At 71.4% G+C, this 17,937-nt stretch carries 16 protein-coding genes; 9 read left to right on the top strand and 7 right to left on the bottom strand.

Annotated features, from left to right (window positions below; genetic code table 11):
* Positions 1–139 precede the first annotated feature (139 nt).
* Positions 140–1,015 (top strand): LysR family transcriptional regulator, encoded by an 876-nt coding sequence (locus tag BM287_RS02820; protein ID WP_090035791.1) that lies wholly within the window; start codon positions 140–142, stop codon positions 1,013–1,015.
* A gap of 195 nt (positions 1,016–1,210) precedes the next feature.
* Here BM287_RS02820 and BM287_RS02815 read toward each other — a convergent pair whose 3' ends face one another.
* Entirely contained in the window at positions 1,211–1,552 is a 342-nt protein-coding gene (locus BM287_RS02815; protein ID WP_090035789.1) for a ferritin family protein, read from the bottom strand.
* 231 nt (positions 1,553–1,783) lie between these two features.
* On the opposite strand from BM287_RS02815, the gene BM287_RS02810 reads away from it, so the two are divergent.
* Both BM287_RS02810 and BM287_RS02805 read left to right on the top strand, forming a co-directional pair.
* Complete coding sequence (locus BM287_RS02810) at positions 1,784–3,082, top strand: alpha/beta hydrolase (RefSeq protein WP_090035787.1); 1,299 nt, start codon at positions 1,784–1,786, stop codon at positions 3,080–3,082.
* A gap of 37 nt (positions 3,083–3,119) precedes the next feature.
* Entirely contained in the window at positions 3,120–4,043 is a 924-nt protein-coding gene (locus BM287_RS02805) for a cytochrome c oxidase assembly protein (protein ID WP_244527841.1), read from the top strand.
* Positions 4,044–4,118: 75 nt separating this feature from the next.
* On the opposite strand, the gene BM287_RS02800 is transcribed toward BM287_RS02805, so the two are convergent.
* The 4 genes from BM287_RS02800 to BM287_RS02785 are packed head-to-tail and all read right to left on the bottom strand — an operon-like array spanning position 4,119 to position 6,322.
* Positions 4,119–4,550, bottom strand: coding sequence for a MarR family winged helix-turn-helix transcriptional regulator (locus BM287_RS02800; protein WP_170857406.1), 432 nt, complete (start codon positions 4,548–4,550; stop codon positions 4,119–4,121).
* Complete coding sequence (locus tag BM287_RS02795) at positions 4,547–4,963, bottom strand: VOC family protein (protein ID WP_090035783.1); 417 nt, start codon at positions 4,961–4,963, stop codon at positions 4,547–4,549. Before BM287_RS02795 ends, BM287_RS02800 begins: the two co-directional genes overlap by 4 nt.
* Positions 4,964–5,013: 50 nt before the next feature.
* On the bottom strand, positions 5,014–5,268 hold the full coding sequence (locus BM287_RS02790) for a hypothetical protein (protein ID WP_090035781.1): 255 nt from the start codon (positions 5,266–5,268) through the stop codon (positions 5,014–5,016).
* A complete protein-coding gene (locus BM287_RS02785) occupies positions 5,255–6,322 on the bottom strand; it encodes an NAD(P)H-dependent flavin oxidoreductase (protein ID WP_170857405.1) in 1,068 nt (355 codons plus the stop codon). Before BM287_RS02785 ends, BM287_RS02790 begins: the two co-directional genes overlap by 14 nt.
* Positions 6,323–6,849: 527 nt before the next feature.
* Here BM287_RS02785 and BM287_RS02780 point away from each other — a divergent pair.
* Positions 6,850–9,861 (top strand): FAD-binding and (Fe-S)-binding domain-containing protein, encoded by a 3,012-nt coding sequence (locus BM287_RS02780; protein WP_090035779.1) that lies wholly within the window; start codon positions 6,850–6,852, stop codon positions 9,859–9,861.
* Positions 9,862–10,026: 165 nt separating this feature from the next.
* Here BM287_RS02780 and BM287_RS02775 read toward each other — a convergent pair whose 3' ends face one another.
* Positions 10,027–11,844, bottom strand: a complete 1,818-nt coding sequence (locus BM287_RS02775) for a DEAD/DEAH box helicase (protein WP_090035777.1) — start codon at positions 11,842–11,844, stop codon at positions 10,027–10,029.
* 126 nt (positions 11,845–11,970) lie between these two features.
* Here BM287_RS02775 and BM287_RS02770 point away from each other — a divergent pair, with 126 nt between their 5' ends.
* Genes BM287_RS02770 through BM287_RS02750 form a run of 5 tightly spaced genes read left to right on the top strand, consistent with a single transcriptional unit; the run spans position 11,971 to position 17,279 of the window.
* Positions 11,971–13,473 (top strand): MmgE/PrpD family protein, encoded by a 1,503-nt coding sequence (locus BM287_RS02770; RefSeq protein WP_090035776.1) that lies wholly within the window; start codon positions 11,971–11,973, stop codon positions 13,471–13,473.
* A complete protein-coding gene (prpB, locus tag BM287_RS02765) occupies positions 13,473–14,381 on the top strand; it encodes a methylisocitrate lyase (protein ID WP_090035774.1) in 909 nt (302 codons plus the stop codon). Before BM287_RS02770 ends, prpB begins: the two co-directional genes overlap by 1 nt.
* Positions 14,382–14,388: 7 nt before the next feature.
* Positions 14,389–15,042, top strand: coding sequence for a GntR family transcriptional regulator (locus BM287_RS02760; RefSeq protein ID WP_090035772.1), 654 nt, complete (start codon positions 14,389–14,391; stop codon positions 15,040–15,042).
* A 48-nt stretch (positions 15,043–15,090) separates the two neighbouring features.
* Positions 15,091–16,623, top strand: a complete 1,533-nt coding sequence (locus tag BM287_RS02755) for a sensor histidine kinase (protein WP_090035770.1) — start codon at positions 15,091–15,093, stop codon at positions 16,621–16,623.
* Positions 16,620–17,279 (top strand): response regulator transcription factor, encoded by a 660-nt coding sequence (locus tag BM287_RS02750; RefSeq protein WP_090035768.1) that lies wholly within the window; start codon positions 16,620–16,622, stop codon positions 17,277–17,279. The genes BM287_RS02755 and BM287_RS02750 overlap by 4 nt, the downstream gene beginning before the upstream one ends.
* Positions 17,280–17,400: 121 nt before the next feature.
* Here the strand turns inward: BM287_RS02750 and BM287_RS02745 are convergent, their stop codons facing one another.
* Positions 17,401–17,913, bottom strand: a complete 513-nt coding sequence (locus BM287_RS02745) for a hypothetical protein (protein ID WP_090035766.1) — start codon at positions 17,911–17,913, stop codon at positions 17,401–17,403.
* Positions 17,914–17,937 lie beyond the last annotated feature (24 nt).

Genomic DNA, 17,937 nt, shown 5'->3' with positions numbered 1-17,937 from the left:
ATGAGTCCGCGCCCCAACGTAGGGACGTGGTCGAACGGGACTGTTTCTCCTGAGTGAACGTACAGAAAACTCGTACGCGGGTAGACCGCTCATTCGAGCAACGCTCGGCGCCGGACCCCGATACGCCATGATGAGAGGCATGCGGATCGACGAGATCGCCCACTTCCGGGCCCTGGCCGCGGAGGGGCATCCCGCCCTCGCGGCCGAGACCCTCGGGGTCTCGCAATCGACCCTCACGCGCTCCCTCGCCCGCCTGGAGCAGGAGATGGGCGTCGAGCTGTTCGACCGCCGTCGCGGCCACCTCGAGCTCAACCAGTACGGCGAGATCCTGCTCGCCCACGCCACCCGGGCCGAGTCTGAGCTCGAGAACGCGCGCGCACGGATCGAAGCGCTGCGCGACCCCTCCGGAGGGACGGTGTCGGTCGCCTACGTCTCGTCGTTCGGCGGCTGGCTCATCCCGCGCGTGATCAGCGAGTACCGGGCGCTGTTCCCCGACATCCGCTTCGTGCTGCACGGCGGGACGGCGGACACCGTGCTGGATGCGCTCCGCGAGGGCGCCGCGGACCTCGCCTTCCTCAGTCCCGACCCCCGCGATCCGGAGATCGAGTGGAAGCCGCTCACCGCGGAGCAGCTCGTGCTCGGGGTGCCGGACGGGCATCCACTCGCCGGCCGGGACGCGGTGAGCGTCGCCGACCTCGAACCGTACGACCTCGTGTCGTTGCGCACCGGCTCGGGGCTGCGTCACATCGCGGACGCCTACTTCGCCGCCCACGGCGTGGTGATGGAACCAGTGATCGAGGTGACCGAGCTGTCGACGCTGAGGGGGCTGGTGCGCGACGGGGTCGGCGTCGCGCTCATCCCGGACCTGCCTGCGGAGCCCGGGATCGTCGCGGTCCCGCTGCGCGACGAGGCGACGCGCATCATCGGGCTGGCCCGCAATCGCTCCCGCTCGCAGTCGGCGGCCGCGGAACAGTTCGCGCGCTTCGTCCACGAGGAGCTCGACTCGCTCGAGTGAGGGCTTCGCGCCTCGCGGCATTCGTCACGAATGTGCAGTCTCAGCGCGCGTAGGGCGACATTCGTCACGAATGTGCAGTCCCAGCGCGCGCAGGGCGACATTCGTCACGAATGCGCAGTCTCGGCGCGCGCAGGGCGACATTCGTCACGAATGCGCAGTCCCAGCGCGCGTAGGGCGACATTCGTGACGAATGTCTCAGGAGTCGGCCGCGTCCTCGGCCGCGTCCTCCGCCGCTTCCTCGGCCTGCTCGCCGTGCTGGACGATGTCGCCGCTCTGGAAGAGGATCCCCTGCGCGGTCTCCCGCCACTGGGGCTTCGCGCGGAGGAGGAACTCCAGCTCCATGCTGAAGTGCTTGTACTCCTCTCCGAGCGAGTCGCGCATGATGGCCTTCGCCACCTCGTCCTTCTCCACCGCGATGCGCTGCTCGTACCAGCCGATCGCCTCCGCCTCCTCGGCCAGGCTGGCGCACATCCGGGCGAACGTACGGGTCTCTTCGCTGAGCTCGCTCGGCGGCTCGTGGTACTGGTCCGTGGACACCGGATCTCCTCCCGTCCTCGATTCGCCGAGGCACCGCCCCATCAAAAGACCGTCCGGCCCGTTAAGCAACCGGCGGACCGCAGGAAACAGGACCGACCTGTGCGTGTCAGCCCGTGCCGAATGGATGCGCTCCTATAGTCGTAGTGCTGGGGGGATCGTCTGCCGGACGTCGAGTCGTGCGCGCAGGTCGGGGGTCGACACGTCCCTCCCCGGCGGAAAAGGGGGAACGGGGTGTTCGACGGCCTGCTCGGCATCGATGTCGTGGACGGACCAGCGCCCATCGTGGTCTTCGCCGCTGCCGCGCTGCTCTTGGTCGCCCTGCTGCTGCGCCGGCCGTCGCGCGCGTGGCTGCTGCGGCTGGCGGTCGCCGTGCCGGCCGGGCTGCTCGCCGCGGTCGTCACCTGGCTGGTCTGCGTCCGGTGGCTCAACCTGTTCGGGGAGTCCCTCGGCTACGGCAACTACGCTTGGCTCGGCGCCGCCTTCGTCGGGGTGGCCATCGCGGTGGCGAGCATCCGCCGGCGGCCGCGCTGGCGCATCCCGGTCGCGCTCGGCGCCATCCCGGTGTTCCTCCTCGCGGCGGCTGTCGGGATCAACGCCAACTACGGCCTGGACCGCACGGTCGCGAGCGTCCTGGCCATCGCCGTGCCCCGGCCGCTGAAGCTCGCCCCTCCCGCGAACGCGTCGTCGGCCGAGTACGACTCGACGCTCTGGAAGCACTGGAAGCCGCCGGCGGACATGCCCGCGCACGGCACGCTCGGCACCGCGTCCATCCCGGGGACCGTCAGCGGCTTCCATGCCCGCGACGCCGGCCTGTACCTTCCCCCGGCGGCGCTCGTCGCGCATCCACCCGCGCTGCCACTGATCGTGATGATGATGGGACAGCCGGGGAACCCGGATCCAGAACCCATCGCCGAGGTTCTCGACGGGTACGCGGCGACGCATCACGGCCTCGCGCCCGTGGTGGTCGTCGCGGACCAGCTCGGCAGCCCGTACGACGACACGCTCTGCCTCGACACCGCGCGCTTCGGCAACGCGGAGACGTACATCACGAAGGACGTCACCGCCTGGGCGGAGAAGACGCTGCCCGTCACCCGCGACCACCGGTTCTGGACGGCGGCCGGCTACTCCAACGGCGGGCTGTGCGCGCTGTCGTTCGCCATCGACCACCCGGAATTGTTCAACAGCATCCTGGACATCTCCGGCGAGGAGTTCCCGGGCGCCGAACATCCCGACCGCACGCTGAAGGAGGCGTTCGGCGGGAACCAGCAGGCCTACGATGCTGCGAAACCCTTCATCAAACTCCGCCATTTCACCCACGCCGGAATGTCCGCGATCTTCACCGCGTGCAGGGACGACCCGGTGTTCCACCACGTCGCGATCCAGGCGCTGGCCGCGTCGCGCGGCGCGGGAATCGACAGCGCCTTCGTCGACGTCGCCGTCGGAGGCCATGGGCGGGGCGCCCTGATGGGCGGTCTGACCGGCGGCGTCAAGCTGCTGTACCCACTGCTCGGACTCGAGCAACCGGGCTGATCCTGTGCGCCGGTGTCGGTGCCGGGGATGACAATGGATGCGTCCCCCGCTCACCGGAGCCGATCACCCGGAGCCGATCACGCCACCCTTCATCGTCTTCCTCACGACCTGGTCGTTCGACCCGGCGGCCGCCGTTGTGCTCGTGGTGGCGGCCGGCCTCTACCTGGGTGGCATCGCCCGCCTCCGCCGGAGGGGCCACCACTGGCCGGCGCGACTGACGGCGGCGTACCTCCTGCTCGGGCTCGGCTCCTACGCGGTCGTGTCGTTCGGCTTCCTCGGAGCGGAGAGCGTGAATCTGCGCTGGGCCTTCACCACGCGGATCGCGCTCCTGCTCTTCGTCGTCCCCGGCCTGATCAGCATCGGCCGCCCGGTCGCGCTGGCGCGCGTCGCGCTGAGCGGAGACGGGCGGCAGCGCACCGACCGGTTCATGCGGTCCTGGCCGGTGCGACTGTTCGGCAACGCGATCTTCGCGCCGGTCTTCGCGTGCGTCGTGTTCCTCGTGTTCCTCACGCCGGTCGCCGCGATCCTCCGCGACTCGACCTGGTCGCAGTGGAGCATCTCCGTCCTCACCCCTCTCTGCGGCCTGCTCCTGGTGCTCCCGATCGCGGCGCACTCGGTGTTCCGGACCAGCTTCTTCGTGACGGTCGAATTCCTCCTGGCCTTCGTCGCGCTCATCCTGGATGCGATCCCCGGCCTGCTGCTGCGCCTGAACGACACGGTCCTCGATCACGCGCCCGCGATCTCCGGACAGCTTCCGGCCTGGTTCCCGAACCCGTTGCACGACCAGCACCTCTCTGGCGACTTCCTGTGGTTCATCGCGGAGGTCGCGGACGTGCCCGTCCTCGTCATCCTGTTCATCCGGTGGATGCGGCTGGACCGGCACGAGGGCAAGCGGATGGACGACCTGACCGACGAGCAGATGGAGGAGCTGACCCGGCAGCACCTGCAGCAGCGGCCGTGACGGGGATGCCGGGGCGGCGACCGCTGCTGCCCGGGTGACAGCTGAGCGGTGCGCGGCGCCGGGGCCCCTGCACGGTCAGGGCTCGAGCGTCTCTCGGAGCCTCCGTGCGAGGTCGGTCGCTGCGGTCAGCTCGGCGGGGTCGGCAGCGCGAGCCGTGCGCTCCGCCCACTCGACGCGGAGAGGGCGGATGCGTTCCAACGTCGCCCGCCCCTCCTCGGTCAGCCGCACGAGGGGTGCGCGTGCATCGTCGGGGTCGGGCACCCGCTCGACGAGCCCCGCCTTCTCCAGGGCGGTGACGCTCTCGGCGGCGGACTGGCGACGCATTCCTCTTCGACGCGCGATTCCCGCGACGCTGAGCGGACCGTGAGCGACCGCGCCGAGGGTCAGCCAGCGGGCCGCGGTGAGCCCCTCGCCGGCCACGATGGCGTCGCCCGCGCGCGTGAGGGCGTCGGCAAGACGGAAGACCTCGTCGACCAGCTCCGTCAACCGGCGGGCGGCGTCGGTCACTGCGCCTGCACCGCCGCCGTCGGCCCCGCCGCAGCCTCGACCGCCTCCGCCGGCTCCGGCTCCGCCGCAGCCTCGACGAGGCAGACGATGTGGCCGTCGTGGTCGCGCACCACGGCCATCCGTTCGCCCCAGGGCTGATCGGCGGGCGCATCCACGACCGTTCCGCCGGCCGCGACCCAGCGCTCGGTGATCGCATCCACTGCGGGGACGGCGAAGGCGGCGGCGACCGCCGCGTCCGAGGCGACCGCCGGACGCTCGTGCAGCATCACTTCCAGCCCCTCCGCCGTGCGGAGCCAGGCGAACCCGTCGCCGATCCGCTCGGTGCTCAGGCCGAGCACGTCTGTGTAGAGCCGGAGGGCGGAGGGAAGCGAGGACACGGAGACGACGATGCGGCGAAGGGATGCGGTGGCCATGGCGCTACTCTGCCGTTTCGACAGGTGCCTGTCAAATTCGGGAGAGGTCCTCAGCTGGCACCGCACCGCCGGCACACGCCCGGACCCTCGCGCAGTGCTCCGCACTCGACACACACCTGCGCGAGCCAGCACGCGGCGTCGCCGCCCTCCTGCAGCTCGTCCTCGTCCCACTCCCGCTTGCCCCGCTCGTCCCGCTCGTCCCGTTCCGGCTCGGCCTGCAGGTGCTCCCGCAGGCGCGCATCCGCGTTCGGTCCCGGACGCGGCGCGCCGGCCGGCGGCTCTGCCCCCGGGTCAGTCGCGGCCATCCGGAACCCCGGCGGCGAGCTCGGCGAAGACGTCCGACGCATCCTCGAACCGTGACAGCCCGGCGCTCTGCCCCATCCACAGGGAGAGCAGTTCGGCGTCGCCGTTCTCTGCGGCGCGGCGGCGGAAGATCCCGCTGAGGATGTTCTGCAGCGGGAACGAGGCGATCGCGCCGTTCTGCTCGATCGTCCGAACCGCGCGGTTGGGGAGCCCGCGCGCGGGACGCCCGCTCATGGCGCGGGTGAGCACGGTGTCGTGGGCGGCAGCGGTCCGGATGCGCTCGCGGTGCGCCTCCCGGGCCGCGGACTGCCGCGTGGCGAGGAACGCCGACCCGACCTGGACACCGTCGGCACCGAGCGCGAAGGCCGCTGCGACTCCGCGGCGATCCGCGATCCCGCCGGCCGCGATCACCGGCACGCCGACCGCATCCACGACCTGCGGGATGAGCGACAGGCCACCGACGAGGCTCGCCTCAGGCGCATCCAGGAACGACGGTCTGTGCCCTGCCGCTTCGAGGCCGGAGGCGACGATCGCATCCACGCCGCCGGCGTCGAGCGCCTGCGCCTCGGGGACGGTGGTCGCCGCGCCGAAGACGCGGATGCCGCGGCGGTGCGCTTCCTCGATGAGCTCCGCCGACGGCACGCCGAAGACGAAGCTCAGGACCGCCGGCCGCGCGTCGAGAGCCGCCTCGAGCTGGGCGGAGAATTCGGGCAGCGGCGCGACCGGCCACGCCGGGGGCTCGATCCCGGCCGCCTCGAAGAGGTCCGCGAGACCGGCCACCGCAGCCTCGAACTCGGCGCGGTCGAAGGGCGCGCCCGGCGCCTGCTCCCCCGGACCCTGGAAGGGCAGCCAGAGATTGAACGCGAACGGCCGGGACGTCTGCTCCCGCAGTTCCTGTCCCACGGCGGCGATGCGTTCGGGACTCAGGCCGTAGAGGCCGAACGAGCCGAGCCCGCCCGCCTCGCTGACGGCGGCCGTCAGCGCAACGGACGACATCCCTCCGAAGGGACCGAGCACGATGGGCGTCTCGATCCCCACCAGGCGGCTCAACTCCATCCCGGACCTCCTCGATCGGCGGTTCCGGGCCTGCCGGCACGGGCCGCGCGTCGATCATACCCGCGGCCTGGTGCGCCGATCCGCCCGCTCTAACGCAATATTCGTCACGAATGTGCACTCCGCCCCGGGCTAACGCAACATTCGTCACGAATGTGCACCCCGCCCCGGGCTAACGCAACATTCGTCACGAATGTGCACCCCGCCCCGGGCTAACGCAACATTCGTCACGAATGTGCACCCCGCCCCGGGCTAACGCAACATTCGTCACGAATGTGCACTCCGCCCCGCTCTAACGCAAGATTCGTCACGAATGTGCACTCCGCCCCGGGCTAACGCAACATTCGTCACGAATGTGCACTCCGCCCCGGGCCAACGCAACATTCGTCACGAATGCGCACTCCGCCCCGCGCCAACGCGACATTCGTGCGAATGTCGCCGGGCCGGGGCGCGCCGCACCTTGACGGCAACAGCAGGCAGGGTACGTTCCGCAGCATGGCGGGTCGACGACGGAGCCCCGAGGTGCCTCGGTGAGCACCATAACGTCGGGAGGCGTCGACCTTCACGCCCTCGCCGGCGCCCTGACCTCCCGCGTCGACGGTGAGGTGCGCTTCGACAACGGCACGCTCGGCGCGTACTCGACCGACGCCTCCAACTATCGTCAGGTGCCGATCGCCGTGGTCGTGCCGCACACGATCGACGCCGGAGTCGAGACCGTCTCGATCTGCCACGACCTGGGGGTGCCGCTGCTCAGCCGCGGCGGCGGGACGAGCCTCGCCGGCGAGTGCACCAACAACGCCGTCGTCATCGACTGGAGCAAGTACTGCGACCACCTGGTCTCGCTCGACCCGCAGGCCCGCCGGGCCGTGGTGGAGTGCGGCATCGTCCTCGACGACCTGAACGCCCTGCTCGCCCCGCACGGGCTCATGGTCGGCCCCAAGCCCGCGACCCACTCGCACTGCACGATCGGCGGGATGATCGGCAACAACTCGTGCGGATCCACCGCCCAGGCGTACGGGAAGATGGCCGACAGCGTCCGCCGGCTCGAAGTTCTCACCTACGACGGCGAGCGCCTGTGGGTCGGGCCGACGAGCGACGAGGAGTTCGCCCGCGTGACCGCCGAGGGCGGCCGTCGCGCCGAGCTCTATGCGGGCTCGCGTGCGATCGCCGACGAATTCGGCGACGACATCCGGGCGCGCTTCCCCGACATCCCGCGCCGCGTCTCGGGGTACGGCCTGGACTCCCTCCTACCGGAGCACGGGTTCGATGTCGCCAAGGCGCTCGTCGGGTCGGAGTCGACCCTCGTGACCGTCCTGCACGCCGAGATCGACCTCGTCCCGGTGCCGGCGGCGAAGACCCTGCTCGTGCTCGGATTCCCCTCGATCACGGACGCCGCCGACGCCGCCCCCGCCATCGCGCCCTTCGACCCGACGATGATCGAGGGGATGGACGACCTCCTGGTCGGCAACGAGAGGCGAAAGGGCAAGAACCCCGAGGCGCTGAAGCTGCTCCCGGAGGGTCGCGGGTGGCTGACCGTTGAGCTTCCCGGCGCGGACGCCGACGAGGTCGAGGAGAAGGCGCGGAGGCTGCGGGCCACGCTCGCCGGCCTCGACCCTGCGCCGCAGGTCGCCCAGTTCGACGACGCGGCGCTGCAGCAGAAGATCGTCGAGATCCGCGAGGCCGGACTCGGAGCGACGGCCCGCGCTCCGGACGGCCGGGATCACTGGCCCGGATGGGAGGACGCCGCCGTTCCGCCGGATCGGCTCGGGGACTATCTGCGCGACTTCGGCGACCTCCTGAGCGAGTTCGGCTACGACCGCGTCTCCCTCTACGGGCACTTCGGGCACGGCTGCGTGCACTGCCGCATCCCCTTCGAGCTGACCACCGAGCACGGCATCTCGACGTATCGCGCCTTCATCGAGCGGGCAGCGAAACTCGTAACCGACTACGGCGGTTCGCTCTCGGGAGAGCACGGGGACGGCCAGGCGCGCGGCGCCCTGCTGCCGATCATGTTCGGCGACCGGGTGATGGAGGCGTTCCAGCGGACCAAGGCGCTGTTCGACCCCGGCAACCGCCTCAATCCCGGCAAGGTCGTGCATCCCCTCCCGCCGACCGAGAACCTGCGCCTCGGCGCGACCTACCGGCCGAAGGTGGATGTGTCCCTCCACTTCTCGTACCCGGACGACGGCGGCCGGTTCGACACAGCCGTGCTCCGCTGCGTCGGCGTCGGCAATTGCCGCAGCCACTCCGGGGACGTCATGTGCCCGTCGTTCCGCGCCACCGGCGAAGAGGAGCACTCCACGCGCGGACGCTCGCGGCTGCTGTTCGAGATGCTCAGCGGCCGGTTCCGTCCGGGGCCCATCGAGGACGGCTGGCGTTCGCCCGAGGTCCTCGACGCCCTCGACCTGTGCCTGGCGTGCAAGGGATGCCGCTCCGACTGCCCGGTCGACGTCGACATGGCCACGTACAAGGCCGAGTTCCTCTCGCACCACTACGAAGGGCGCTTGCGGCCGGCCGCCCACTACACGATGGGATGGCTCCCGCTTCTGGCCCGGGCGGCTCGCGTTGCGCCGTCCCTCGTCAACCGGCTGGCGCGCCTCCCCGTCCTCTCCCGGCTGGGCAAGCGGCTCGGCGGTATCGAACCGGACCGGCCCGTTCCGCGCTTCGCGCCCGAGCGGTTCACCGACTGGTTCGCGGCGCGCCCGCCGGCGCCTTCGGCTCCGCTCGGAGACGTGATGATCTGGCCCGACACGTTCACCGACAACTTCCATCCCTCGATCGGCCGGGCCGCCGTCGCCGTGCTGGAGGACGCCGGATACCGCGTCGTGCTGCCGCCCGGACACCTCTGCTGCGGGTTGACGTGGATCTCGACCGGGCAGCTGGGGGTCGCCGAGCGGATGCTCCGGCGCACCTCCTCGATCCTGGCCGACGCCCTGGGCGACGACACGCCGCTCGTCGGGCTGGAGCCGAGCTGCCTCGCCGTGTTCCGCTCGGACGCTCCGGAGCTCCTCCCCGATGACCCGGCCGTCGCCCTCGTCGCCGAGCGCGCGACGTCCTTCGCCGAGCTGCTCGAACGCACCCCGGACTGGTCGCCGCCGCACATCGGCGGCTCCGCCGTGGTGCAGCCGCACTGCCACCAGCACGCGATCGGCGGCTTCGCGGCCGACCAGCGCATCCTGGACGACGCCGGCATCCACACCACGACCGTGGAGGGATGCTGCGGGCTCGCCGGCAACTTCGGTTTCGAGGCCGGCCACCTCGACGTCTCGATCGCGGCCGCGGAGCACGACCTCCTCCCCGCGATCCGGGAGGCCGGGCCCGGCGCCCGCGTCATCGCGGACGGGTTCAGCTGCCGCACCCAGGTGGAGCAGCTCTCCGACGCCGGGCGTCCGCTGCACCTGGCGGAGGTGCTGGCCGTCGGGTTGCAGGCGCGACGAGGGAGACCGAGCGGGGTGGACCGGCCCGGCCGGACGGCTGAGCGCATCCCGGCGGCCGCCGTCGAGCGTGCGCTCGCGTCCGAGCGGGTGCGTCAGCGCTCCTGAGGTGTGGACGCACCGACGCTGACGGAGGAGATCGGGTGCCGGATCTGCCTCGATCGGCAGTAACGGAGGAGATTCGAACGGGATCTGTTCGAATCTCCTCCGCGGGCGCGGGCGCTGGCGCAGGCGCGGGCGCGCGCGCTGGCGCGGGCAGGAGCGAGGGGGGCGTTAGGAGTGGCGGGGTTTTCTCGGGGGGCGGGCGTCGTACTGCGGAGAGTCGCGGCGGGGGGCGGCCCGGCGATCAGGACGCAGCTCGATGAGCTTGCCGCTGATCCGCGTGCCAGTGAGGCGGGAGAGGGTGTCGCCGGGGAGGTCGGCGGGCAGCTCGACGATGGAGAAGTCGGGCATGATCCGGATGTGCCCGAAGTCGTCGCGGCTGAGGCCGCCCTCGTTCGCGAGGGCGCCGACGATCTGACGCGGTTCCACCTTCTGCCGCTTGCCCACCTCGATGCGGTACGGCGCCATCGGCTTGTCGCTCCGCTCGCGGCGCGGCGCGCGGTCGCCCCGCGGTCCGCGGTCGTCCCGGCCGCCGGCGCCACCGGCACGATCGCCGCGATCGCCGCGATCCCCTCGTCCCGAGCGGTCGTCGGCACGGGAGTCGCGCTCCACGCGCCGGCTGAGCGCATCGTCCGCGCTGAGCAGGAGCGGCTCGTCGCCCTGGGCGACGACGGCGAGCGCCGCCGCGACGTCCGCTTCGGGCACGTCGTGATGCTCGACGTAGTGCCCGATGATCTCGCGGAACCGGGAGACCCGCTCCTCCTGCTGGAGCGCCTCCGTGATCGCGTCGTCGAAGCGGGCGAGCCGGGTGGTGTTGATGTCGTCGACGCTCGGGAGCTGCATCTGGGCGAGCGGCTGACGGGTGGCCTTCTCGATCGCGGACAGCAGCCGGCGTTCCCGCGGCGTGACGAAGCTGATCGCGGCGCCGCTGCGGCCCGCGCGTCCCGTGCGGCCGATCCGGTGGACGTACGACTCGGTGTCGACGGGGATGTCGAAGTTGACCACGTGGCTGATCCGCTCCACGTCGAGGCCGCGCGCCGCCACATCCGTCGCCACCAGGATGTCGAGCTTTCCCGACTTGAGCTGGTCGACCGTGCGCTCCCGCTGGGCCTGCGCGATGTCGCCGTTGATCGCGGCTGCCGAGTAACCGCGGGCCCGCAGCCGCTCGGCCAGCGTCTCGGTCTCGTTCTTGGTGCGGACGAAGACGATCATGCCCTCGAAGTTCTCGACCTCGAGGATGCGCGTGAGCGCATCCACCTTCTGCGGATACGACACCACGAGGTAGCGCTGCGTGGTGTTGGCCGAGGTGGTGGTCTTGGTCTTGACCGTGACCTCTTCGGGATCGTGCAGGTACTTCTTCGAGATGCGGCGGATCTGCGCCGGCATGGTCGCCGAGAACAGGGCGACCTGCTTGTCGTCCGGGGTGTCGGCGAGGATCGTCTCGACATCCTCGGCGAAGCCCATCTTGAGCATCTCGTCCGCTTCGTCGAGCACGAGGTACTTGAGCTGGGACAGGTCGAGCGTCCCCTTCTCGAGGTGGTCCATGATGCGGCCGGGCGTACCGACGACGATGTGGACGCCCCGGCGCAGCGCCGACAACTGGATGCCGTATCCCTGTCCGCCGTAGACGGGCAGCAGGTGGACGCCCTTCAGGTGGGCGGCGTAGCTCTCGAACGCCTCCGCGACCTGCAGGGCCAGCTCGCGGGTCGGCGCGAGCACGAGCGCCTGCGGGCTCTTCTGCGACAGGTCCAGCCGCGACAGGATCGGGAGCGCGAACGCGGCCGTCTTGCCCGTACCGGTCTGGGCGAGGCCGACGACGTCCCTCCCGTCCAGCAGCAAGGGGATGGTCGCGGCCTGGATGGCGGACGGCGTCTCGTAGCCGACATCCTTCAACGCCTTGAGGACGGCAGGATCGAGCCCCAGATCGGAGAAGGTCGTCGGGGTCGGCTCGGCGTCTGCCTCGCTGGGCGGGGAATCGGTCGGGGTCATCATCCAACGGTAGTCCCTGCAGGGCGCGTGCGGTGAGCGTTCCGGGAGCAGCAGCTTGTGTATACAGAATCCTCCAACTTCCCCGACGACTCACCCGCTCGCGGTGATTGTGTATACACTGATCGCATGAAGGCCTATGAAGTCCGAACCCACGCAAGCTCCGAGCAGCTCCCGCAGGAGGAGCAACTGGCGTGGAGGATCGCCCAGGTCGCCGCCGATCCGGTCGCGGTCCGCAGCGATGTCGCCGAGATGATCGTGAACCGCGTGATCGACAACGCCGCCGTCGCCGTCGCCTCGCTGGGGCGCGCTCCCGTGACCGCGGCCCGCGGGCAGGCAGTCGCGCATCCCTCCACCCCCGGCGCCGCGGTCTTCGGAGTGACCGACCGGGTCTCGCCGGAGTGGGCCGCCTGGGCCAACGGCGTCGCCGTGCGCGAGCTCGACTACCACGACACCTTCCTCGCCGCGGAGTATTCGCATCCCGGCGACAACATCCCGCCCCTCCTCGCCGTCGCCCAGCATGCGGGCCGTTCCGGTGCGGACCTCGTCCGCGGGATCGCGACGGGATACGAGATCCAGATCGACCTCGCGAAGGCGATCAGCCTCCACGCGCACAAGATCGACCACGTCGCCCACCTCGGGCCGAGCGCCGCCGCGGGCATCGGAACGCTCCTCGGCCTCGATCCGTCGGTGATCTTCCAGGCGATCGGGCAGGCCCTGCACACGACCACCGCCACGCGGCAGTCGCGCAAGGGCGAGATCTCGACCTGGAAGGCGTACGCGCCGGCATTCGCCGGGAAGATGGCGGTGGAGGCGGTGGACCGGGCGATCCGCGGCCAGACGTCGCCGTCGCCCATCTGGGAGGGCGAGGACGGGGTCATCGCCCAGCTGCTCGACGGCCCGGATGCGCGCTACACGGTCAGCCTGCCCGAGCCCGGGGAGGCCAAGCGCGCCATCCTCGACTCGTTCACCAAACAGCACTCGGCCGAGTATCAGGCGCAGGCGTTCATCGACCTCGCGCGCAGGCTGGGCGTCCAGCATCCCGAGCTGCGGGACCCCGGGAAGGTGGAGTCGATCGTGCTGGCGACGAGCCACCACACCCATCACGTGATCGGCTCGGGCTCGAACGATCCGCAGAAGTACGACCCGGCGGCCAGCCGGGAGACGCTCGACCACTCGGTCCCGTACATCTTCACCGTCGCGCTCCAGGACGGCGCCTGGGACCACGTCGGCGCCTACGCTCCCGAGCGCGCCGGGCGCGCTGACACGGTCGCCCTGTGGCAGAAGGTGACCACCCGGGAGGACCCCGAGTGGACGCGCCGCTACCACTCCACCGACCCGGCGGAGCAGGCGTTCGGCGGCCGGATGGAGGCGACGCTGGCCGACGGCACCCGCATCGTCGAGGAGATCGCCGTCGCCGACGCCCATCCCCTCGGTGCGAAGCCGTTCGCGCGCACCGACTACGTGCACAAGTTCCGCACGCTCGCCGACGGCGTGCTCGGCTACACCGAGGTCGAGCGCTTCCTCGATCTCGCCGAGCGACTGCCCGAGCTCACCGCCGGAGAAGTGCGGTTGCTGAACGTCGTGGCGCCCCCAGGCTCCCTGCCCGTTCCCCCGGAAGGACTGTTCTGATGCTGCACTCGAAGCTCACCGCCAGCGAGAAGCGGCGCGCGTTCCGTGAGGGGCTCGCCTCCGGAGAGCTGCTGCGGATGCCCGGTGCGTTCAACCCGCTGAGCGCGAAGCTCATCCAGGACAAGGGATTCGAAGGCGTCTACGTGTCCGGCGCCGTGGTGTCGGCCGATCTCGCGCTCCCGGACATCGGGCTGACCACCCTCACCGAAGTGTCCCAGCGGGCCGGTCAGATCGCCCGTGTGACCGATCTGCCCACGCTCGTCGACGCCGACACCGGATTCGGCGAGCCGATGAACGTCGCCCGCACGGTGCAGGTGATGGAGGATGCGGGCGTCGCGGGCATCCACATCGAGGACCAGGTGAACCCCAAGCGGTGCGGGCACCTCGACGGCAAGGATGTGGTCGACGAGTCGACGGCGCTGAAGCGGATCGCGGCGGCTGTCGCCGGACGACGGGATCCGGACTTCCTCATCATGGCCAGAACCGACATCCGCGGCGTCGACGGGATGGCGGCCGCCATCGACCGGGCGAAGGCTCTTGTGGATGCGGGAGCCGACGCGATCTTTCCCGAGGCGATGGCGAGCCTCGAGGAGTTCGCGGCGATGCGCGCCGCCGTCGACGTGCCGATCCTGGCGAACATGACCGAGTTCGGCAAGAGCGACCTGTTCACGACGCGGCAGCTCGCCGACGTCGGGGTCGACCTCGTGATCTTCCCCGTGTCCCTGCTGCGCCTCGCGATGGGCGCCGCCGAGCGGGGCCTCGACACCATCCTCGCCGAGGGATCGCTGGCCTCCCGGGTGCCGGAGATGCAGACCCGCGCCCGCCTCTACGAGCTCGTGGACTATGCGGGCTACGCGTCGTTCGACGAGCGCGTCTACACCTTCGAGCTCGCCGGCAACCGGAGCTGACACCAGGATGACCGTCTCCCCTCCGCCTGCACGCGACCGGGCGAGCGACGTGGCGTACAAGCGGCTTCGCGCCGAGATCATCGAATGGACGCTGGAGCCGGGCACGCGGATCAGCGAGACGGAGACCGCCGCCCGCCTCGGCGTCTCACGGACCCCGCTGCGGGAGGCGCTCTCCCGCCTCACTGCGGAAGGCCTCGTCACGAGCGTGGGCCGCACGAGCACCGTCGCACCTCTCTCGCGCGATCACATTGTGGAGCTGTTCGAGCTTCGGGAGGCTCTCGAGACCCAGGCGGCCCGGCTCGCCGCCCGCCGGCGCGACCCCGCACGCTTCGAAGAGCTCCGCGCGGCACTGCTGAGCGCCGTTCCGCACGACTCCGAGGCCGGGACCAGCCGGTACTACGAGCTCGCCGACGCCCTCGACCGCGCTCTCGAGGAGGCCGCCGGCAGCCGGCACCTGGCCGCGAGCCTCCGGGACATGCGCGGGCAGCTGGCCCGGGCTCGCCGCATCTCGCGCCAGGACCGGCGCCGTCTCGATCAGGCCACGCAGGAGCACCTGGTCATCGTCGGTGCGATCATCGCCGGTGACGAGCTGCTGGCCAGCCAGGCCACGGCCGTGCACCTCCACAATTCGCTCGAGAACATGCTCGCGCACGTGCCGTAGCCGGCCGACGCCTCGGGGTCGTCCGGGCCGGCACGGGATAATGAGGTCATGCCCTCACGCCGACCGCGCCGCGCGATGGGGCAGCCCCCTCGGCGGGCCGTGTTCTCGGTCAGGGCCCGGATCGTCGTGGCGATCGTCCTCGCGGCGGGGATCGGGCTGGCCGCCGCGGGAGCAGCCACCTTCTTCGTGCTCCGCCAGCAGGCCCTGGCCGAGGTGGACGGGAACCTGTCCCGCAATCTGTCCCAGGTGAAGGCCGTCGCGGCTCAGACGCCGGCGGAAGACGAGAAGGGAGTGGATGCGCTGCTCCGCACGCTCATCCAGCAGGCCGCGCCCGCCCCCTCCGAGAGCACCCTCGGCATCGTCGCCGGGCAGGCCGCGTACATCCCCGGCGGCACCCTCCCGTTCCGGATGGATCGGGACACGAGCCTCGTCGCCCGGTTCGCTCGCGAGGCGGATGCGACCCACGTCGTGATGGGCACGGCGAAGTCCGCCGAGGGCACGCTGCGCTACGCGATCATCCCGGTGACAGTCAAGGGCGAACCGGCGCAGGGCCTCTACGTCGCGGCTTACGACCTCGACAGCGTCCTCGCAGCGGTCGCGAGCCCGTTCCGGACCTATGCGTTCCTCGCCGCGGGCGCGCTCGTCCTCATCGGTCTCGTCGCCTGGTTCGTCGCCGGGCGGCTGCTGCGCCCGGTGCGGGAGCTCCGGGAGGCGGCGGACCACCTCTCGGCGACGGAGCTCGGGCAGCGCATCCCCGTCCGCGGCGGCGACGACCTCTCCCTCCTGGCCGCCGGCTTCAACCGGATGACGGACCGCTTGGAGGAGTCGTTCACCTCGCAGCGCCGGCTGCTGGACGACGTCGGCCACGAACTGAAGACCCCGCTCACGATCGTGCGCGGACACCTCGAGCTGCTCGATCCGAGCGACCCCGAGGATGTCCGGGTCGTGCGGGAGCTCGCCGTCGACGAGCTCGACCGGATGAGCGAGCTCGTCGGAGACATCGCCCTGCTCGCCGAATCGCGCGGCCCGGGCTTCGTGAACACGGCGCCGGCCGACCTCGCCGACCTGACGAGGATGGTCGCCGCCAAGGCCGCCGCCCTCGCACCCGACCGCCCGTGGGTGATCGAGCAGGCGGCAGAGGGCGACGGGACGCTCGATACCCGCCGGATCACCCAGGCCTGGCTCCAGCTCGCCGAGAACGCGGCCAAGTACTCGACGCCGGGTGGAGCGATCCATCTGGGAAGCGAGCTCGTCCACGGTCGGACCGGGATGCTGTTCCGGGCGTGGGTGCGCGACGATGGACCGGGCATCGCGGAGGCCGATCAGGCGAGAGTCTTCGAGCGGTTCCAGCGTGGCGGCGGCAACCGCGGGACCTCGGGGTCAGGGCTCGGGCTCGCCATCGTCACCGCGATCGCGCACGCCCACGGGGGCACCGCGGACGTCACGAGCTCGGCCGCCGGGTCGACGTTCACCCTCAGCATCCCGTGCGGGGACGGGGACGGGGACGCGGGCTCCGGCGCCGTGGACGATTCCGCGCCTGCCGTCCGCCCGGCCCCATCCATCGCAGAGGAGACGCCATGAGCCGCATCCTGATCGCCGAGGACGAGCCCCGGATCGCCTCCTTCGTGGAGAAGGGGCTGCGGTCGGCCGGCTTCACCGTCACCACGGTGACCGACGGGCTCGCGGCGCTGGACGAAGTGCGGACCGGGGCGCACGACCTGCTGGTCCTCGACATCGGGCTCCCGGGGCTGGACGGCTTCGGCGTGCTCGAGGCGGTCCGGGGCGAGGGGCATCCACTCGTCGTCATCGTCCTGACCGCCCGAACCGGCGGGCGCGATGTCGTCGGCTCCCTCGAGGGCGGCGCGGACGACTACCTGGCCAAGCCCTTCCGGTTCGACGAGCTGCTCGCGCGGATCCGGCTGCGGCTGAAGGCGGCGCGACCGGAGGCGGCCGATGTGCTGCGCGCCGGGGATCTGGTCCTGGACGTCCGCACCCGCCGCATCACCGTCGCCGGGACCGCGGTGGATCTGTCGGCGCGGGAGTTCGCTCTCGCGGAGGAGCTGCTGACCCACGCCGGACAGGTGCTCAGTCGCGAGCAGCTGCTCAGCCGGGTCTGGGGGCTGGACTTCGACCCGGGATCGAACGTGGTCGACGTGTATGTGCGCTACCTGCGCGGCAAGATCGGCGCCGAACGGATCGAGACCGTTCGCGGGATGGGCTACCGCCTCATCGCCTGAGGCGGGCGAAGCCAGGCGAGGCGGGCGAAGCCAGACGAGAGGGGGAAGACAGAGAAACGGGGCGAGGAGGAACCCGAACCTCCTCGCCCCGAACCGCGGTGGGACCGCTCAGCGGAACCGCTCAGTGGCCGAGCGTCGCCGAACCGCTGCCGCGCACGTCGACGGCCGCCGGAGGGGCGACCACGGTCGCGGCGGCGTCGCCCGTCGCGCTCGCACCAGAGGTGCCCGCCGCGCCGGTCGCGCCTGCGGTACCGGAGCCGGTCACGGAGCCGGCCGTGCCGGACAGCGAGCCGCTCACGGTGCCCGAGCCGGTCGTGACGCCGGGGACGGACGGAACACCGGGAACGGCCGGAACGCCGGACGGGATGGCCGTGGGCAGCGCGGGAACCGCCGGCGCCTGGCCGGCGACCTTCGAAACCTCGCCGCGGAGCGCGGCGGCCTTCTGCTCCGCCGTGGCCGCCGCCGACTGCGCAGCGCTCTTCGCCGCGCCGGTCACGCCGTGGGCCGCGATCGCAGCGCCCGCCTGGTCCTGAACGGAGAAAGCCCCGGTGGCGGCGAAGGCGCCGGCCGTGGCGAGGCCCGCGCTGAGGATGCCTGCGGTGCTGGCGACGATGATCTTGGTGAGCGTCTTCATTTCGGGGGAGGTTACCTTTCCGTT

Origin of the sequence: Leifsonia sp. CL147, from assembly GCF_900114565.1 — a bacterium.
In the GTDB taxonomy this organism is placed as follows: Bacteria; Actinomycetota; Actinomycetes; order Actinomycetales; family Microbacteriaceae; genus Leifsonia.
Note: the sequence above shows the minus strand (reverse complement) of the source record. Positions and strands in the feature narration are given on the sequence as shown.

Bases quoted from the DNA above. Each gene is read 5' to 3' on its own strand.
- BM287_RS02820 (WP_090035791.1), top strand. From the start codon at position 140: ATGCGGATCGACGAGATCGCCCACTTCCGGGCCCTGGCCGCGGAGGGG.
- BM287_RS02805 (WP_244527841.1), top strand. From the start codon at position 3,120: ATGCGTCCCCCGCTCACCGGAGCCGATCACCCGGAGCCGATCACGCCA.
- BM287_RS02795 (WP_090035783.1), bottom strand. From the start codon at position 4,963: ATGGCCACCGCATCCCTTCGCCGCATCGTCGTCTCCGTGTCCTCGCTT.
- BM287_RS02790 (WP_090035781.1), bottom strand. From the start codon at position 5,268: ATGGCCGCGACTGACCCGGGGGCAGAGCCGCCGGCCGGCGCGCCGCGT.
- BM287_RS02785 (WP_170857405.1), bottom strand. From the start codon at position 6,322: ATGGAGTTGAGCCGCCTGGTGGGGATCGAGACGCCCATCGTGCTCGGT.
- BM287_RS02775 (WP_090035777.1), bottom strand. From the start codon at position 11,844: ATGACCCCGACCGATTCCCCGCCCAGCGAGGCAGACGCCGAGCCGACC.
- BM287_RS02770 (WP_090035776.1), top strand. From the start codon at position 11,971: ATGAAGGCCTATGAAGTCCGAACCCACGCAAGCTCCGAGCAGCTCCCG.
- prpB (WP_090035774.1), top strand. From the start codon at position 13,473: ATGCTGCACTCGAAGCTCACCGCCAGCGAGAAGCGGCGCGCGTTCCGT.
- BM287_RS02760 (WP_090035772.1), top strand. From the start codon at position 14,389: ATGACCGTCTCCCCTCCGCCTGCACGCGACCGGGCGAGCGACGTGGCG.
- BM287_RS02755 (WP_090035770.1), top strand. From the start codon at position 15,091: ATGCCCTCACGCCGACCGCGCCGCGCGATGGGGCAGCCCCCTCGGCGG.
- BM287_RS02750 (WP_090035768.1), top strand. From the start codon at position 16,620: ATGAGCCGCATCCTGATCGCCGAGGACGAGCCCCGGATCGCCTCCTTC.
- BM287_RS02745 (WP_090035766.1), bottom strand. From the start codon at position 17,913: ATGAAGACGCTCACCAAGATCATCGTCGCCAGCACCGCAGGCATCCTC.